Here is a 4,230-nt window from a genome sequence, read left to right as displayed (position 1 = left end):
CGCCTTCAGGATCCCTCGCACGAGCGCGCTCCGATCGAAGGAGGTCTCCGTCCGCAGCCGGATCGCGTGCACCGTCGTGTCCACGTAGTCCCGCGGCTCCTTGTCGAGTTGGAACTCGCGGGGGCGAACATTCCTCTCGGTGCGGCCCGTGGCGACGGGTGCACGGGATGCGGGCGGCGGCGCGACCGCGGCGGGTGCCCGGGCCGCCTCGGGCGGCGGCGGGCCGTCGTCGCGCCGGTGTCCGGTTCCGGGGAGCGGCGGGATGCGCCCGGGGACCGGCTCCAGGCCGCGTCTCACGCTGCCCTCGGGCATCTCAGGCCGCCGCCGGGTGCGGCGCCGGGAGCAGGCCCAGGCGGACGCCCCGGAGCTGCACGTCCGGCGAGAGGTCGGCCGGCTGCACCGCGCTCCAGCCGATGCCGCGCAGCAGCACCTCCGCGCCGAGGTCGCGGTAGCACTGTGCCCCGGTCGAGCGGAGCCGCGGGTCCTCCTGGAAGATCGTGTGGAAGTGGTCCTGCGCGCGCTCGATGGTCACGTTGCGTCGGATCACCGTGTCGAAGACGGCCGTGCCGTAGTCCGCGCGGATCTCGGCCTCGCGCTCGGCCGCGTCGACGAACTGGTAGTTCAGGTCCGTGAGCAGCACCCCCAGGATGTCGGCCATCGGCTCGGCGCTGTTCTCCCGGAGCGCGATCAGCCGCTCCATGAAACGGAAGAGCCGCCCCGTCCCGTGGAGGGAGAACCGCTCCAGCTTCGTCGGGATGATGAACCGGTCGCCCGCGATCATGGCCAGGGTCATCGGGAGCCCGATGCCAGGCGGGCAGTCGAACAGGACGACGTCGAACGGCGTCTCCAGCATGGCGAGCGCATCGCGCAGCCGGGTACGGAAGCCGTCGACGCGGGAGAGGCGCACCAGCTCGTCCTCGTCGCCCAGCGCCTCGCAGGCGCTGATGTGGTAGAGGTTCGAGGTGCTGGTCGGCAGGATGGCATCCTCGATGTGCATCCCTTCCATGAGGATGCTGCCCAGGTTCGGCCCCTCGTCCTCCGCGCCGCGCGAGAGGGCGAAGGACGTGCTCGCCTGCGGGTCCATGTCGATGATCAGCGTGCGGTAGTCCCGCCTGGCGATGCCCAGCTGGCTGGCCTGCGCGAGCGCGGCGCCAAGGTTGATCGTCGTGGTGCTCTTCGCGACGCCGCCCTTCCGGTTGACGATGGGGATTCTCATGCGCGTGCTGGGGTGGAGTGTGCGAGCCACGTCCACCATTGGTACCCCGGGCAGCCGGGCACCGCCCGACCCGGTTGGCGGGGCGGCCGGGTAGCCGGGGCGACGGCAGCCGGGGAAGCCTCCGTCACGCAGTCGCGTAGGCGAACAATGGCCTATTCAGCACGATTTGGACTCGAACCGCGTCGTTTGGTCCTGAGTGACAGCGTTGGGAAGTACGTATCTGAAGGGTGCGTACGTCAGCCGGGCGCTGATTGCAGATGATGACGGATGGGAGGGAGCACCGATGACCGATCGGCCGCCGCCGGAGAAAGAAAGGAACTCGTTTATTTTCCGTACGCCCGGTGAATTCCGGGAGGGTCGCTATGTATCTGTGAGGGTACTTCGCGGCGGCAGTCCGGCGACGAGCCGTGGACGTGAAAGGGAATCGATGTTTTGGGGGAGAGGACCCTACTTATAAGAGAGAGCAAATCGGCGGGTGCTGCCCCGGACGGCGCCGGCTCGATCACCATCCGGGTGAAAGGAGAATGCAGATGGAGGAACTGGGTTGGTTCCACTTCCTCCAGGCCACCTACTACGTGTACATCATCTTGCGGGGTGCAGCGAAGGCGGTGCGATGGAGGATCAGGAACAAGGACGACAGATAACGTCACCTGCGAGGGGCCTGCCACGATGTGGCAGGCCCCTCCTTGCGTTCTTCGTCTCGCCGGGCAGGTCGGCCGGGGTGTGATCCGGGGCTTACGGGCGCTGATCCGTCGAACCGGAATCCCGCTCGGGGGTCCATGGCCCGGTATCGCTTCCGGGCGTCCAGCTCTCCCCTGTCCAGGATTCACGATCACGCTCCAGCAGCTTGTGTGCGACCTCGTCAGCCAGGGACGTGAGCATCTCGTTGAACGTCGGCCGCTTCCAACTCGTGAAGCGCGGGGGCAGGCATGCTTCGAGCACGTTCTCCCACACGTGCGGCCGCAGGAAAACCTCGCCTTCCCCGCAGTTCAGGCAGAGGTAGAGCATCAGGATCGCGGTGCCCGACCGGTCGAAGCCCCCGCAGGTGACGCTGGCACCACACTCCCCGCAGTACAGCCTGAACACGCCATGTGCATCGGTTCTCGCGCTCAACTTCCCCATCGGCCACTCCAGGTGACGGTTGATCGTGTGCTCCTGTGCGGTCCCCCGCCTCGCGACCCGGAGCCGGGCGCGGGGCGGAACCGTGATGTGCATCTGCGGGAGGGTGGATGGGCGAGGGCGCAGGCGGTTGGTTGGCGGGGAACGCCTGCTCCGGGGAGGACGTCAGAGGCACGCCTGCAGCCGGGCGGCGCGGGTGGGTTCTCTCAGCCCCTTGAGTCCCGCCTGCAGGAGCTGGTGAGCGCGCTGGCGGGTGACGCCGAGCAGATCCCCGAGCTCCTGCAGCGTCATCGGCTTCCCGCCGTGGAGGCCGAAGTAGAGCGTGAGGACGCGCGCCTCGCGCGGGGGCAGGGACGCGACAACCGAGCGGACCACGGCGGCACGTTCGAAATCCTCGATCTCGTCGTCGGGGAGCAGTGCCTCCGGATCCGCCAGGCTCTCCTGGAGGGGGAGCTTGCCGTCAGGCGCAACCGGCGCCTCGAGCGACCGGGTTTCGCCGTGGTGAAGCGCCCGGACGACGTCGTCGGAGTCCAACCCGAGGTGCTCGGCGATCTCGCCGGCGGACGGCGAGGCATGCTCCCGCTGCGCCAGCCTCTCCGCCTCCTTGCGGATCCGGTGACGCTGCTGTTCCGGCTTCTCCGGCAGGCGTACGATCGCGGCGTTCCGCACCGCGGTCTGGATCGCCTGGGTGATCCACCAGGAGGCGTACGAGATGAACCTCGCACCGTGGTCCGGATCGAACTTGGGCACGGCGCGCATCAGGCCGCGGTTGCCTTCGGCGATCAGGTCCGCGAGGGAGAGGCCCTGGTGCTGGAAGCGCTTCGCGATCATCACGACGAAACGCAGGTTGCAGCGCGCCAGATGCTCCGCCGCCGCGGTGTCACCCGCGCGAGCACGGCGCGCGGTGCGAACCTCTTCCTCGCGGGTGAGCATCGGGTACTGCGCGATTTCCTTGAGGTAGAGCCCCAGCGAGGGGGGGGAGTCGAGAGCCGGTGAGGTCTTTCGCATGTGGATCCGGTTCGACACGATGAGTGGGAAAGTGAAGCGGGCTCCGGCGTTTTGCCGGAGCCCGCTTCGTGCGCATGGAAGGGCCGCCGTCCTCCCGCCCGGTTGCCTTGGACGTCAGAGGCACGCCGCCAGCCGCCCGGTGCGGGAGGCGTGTCTGAGGCGCTTCAGCCCTGCCTGGATGACCTGCTGAACGCGGGAGCGGGAAACCCCGACCTTCTCGGCGATTTCCAGCATCGTCATCGGCTCCTCGCCATTGAGCCCGAAGTACAGCGTGAGAAAGTGCGCCTCGCGCGCCGGAATCGTGCTGAGGGCCCACTGCACCGCGGCCACGCGCTCGGCGAACTCGGCCTCTCCGTCCGGCAGCGGGGCATCGGGATCCGCGAGGTGCTCCATGAGCGGGCGTCTGTCGTCAGCGCCCGATGGCGAGTCGAGCGACTGCGTCTCCCCGTGCTGAAGCGCGTGTGCGACCTCGTCCACGCTCAGGCCGAGCTGTTCGGCGATGTCCGCCTCGGACGGCTGGATTCGATGGCGCTGCGCCAGCCGGGCGGCCTCGCGCCGGATGCGCTGGAGCTTCATTCCGGTGCTTTGGCTCGGCCGCACGACGGCAGCCTCGCGCAACGCAGACTGGATCGCCCGCACGATCCACCACGAGGCGTACGAGATGAACTTCGCGCCGATGTCCGGATCGAACTTCGGGAGTGCGCGCAACAGTCCCCGGTTTCCTTCGGCGATGAGGTCGGGGAGGGGAAGCCCCTGGTGCTGGAACTTCTTCGCGATCATCACCACGAACCGCAGGTTGGAGCGGACCAGGTGGTCCGCTGCCGCCTGATCACCCGCGCGTGCACGGCGCGCCGTGAGGACCTCCTCGTCCTTGCTCAGGACCGGAT

The 4,230-nt window shown here is 68.6% G+C and carries 4 protein-coding genes and 1 pseudogene; all 5 read right to left on the bottom strand.

Translation table 11 applies throughout. From position 1 onward, the window contains the following. Positions 1-312: pseudogene (locus VFZ20_RS02075) on the bottom strand (hypothetical protein); the annotation flags it as partial. A gap of 1 nt (position 313) precedes the next feature. Then, positions 314-1,216, bottom strand: a complete 903-nt coding sequence (locus VFZ20_RS02070) for a ParA family protein (protein ID WP_329682155.1) — start codon at positions 1,214-1,216, stop codon at positions 314-316. Positions 1,217-1,951: 735 nt separating this feature from the next. Further along, positions 1,952-2,431, bottom strand: coding sequence for a hypothetical protein (locus VFZ20_RS02065; RefSeq protein WP_329682154.1), 480 nt, complete (start codon positions 2,429-2,431; stop codon positions 1,952-1,954). Positions 2,432-2,500: 69 nt separating this feature from the next. Further along, complete coding sequence (locus VFZ20_RS02060; RefSeq protein WP_329682153.1) at positions 2,501-3,361, bottom strand: RNA polymerase sigma factor RpoD/SigA; 861 nt, start codon at positions 3,359-3,361, stop codon at positions 2,501-2,503. Positions 3,362-3,457: 96 nt separating this feature from the next. Then, the coding region (locus VFZ20_RS02055) for a sigma-70 family RNA polymerase sigma factor (RefSeq protein ID WP_329682152.1) at positions 3,458-4,230 on the bottom strand (773 nt) is incomplete at its 5' end.

The sequence above is a fragment of the Longimicrobium sp. genome (assembly GCF_036280135.1).
In the GTDB taxonomy this organism is placed as follows: Bacteria; Gemmatimonadota; Gemmatimonadetes; order Longimicrobiales; family Longimicrobiaceae; genus Longimicrobium.
The sequence above is the reverse complement of the archived record's forward strand: the minus strand, read 5'-3'. Positions and strand labels throughout refer to the sequence as shown.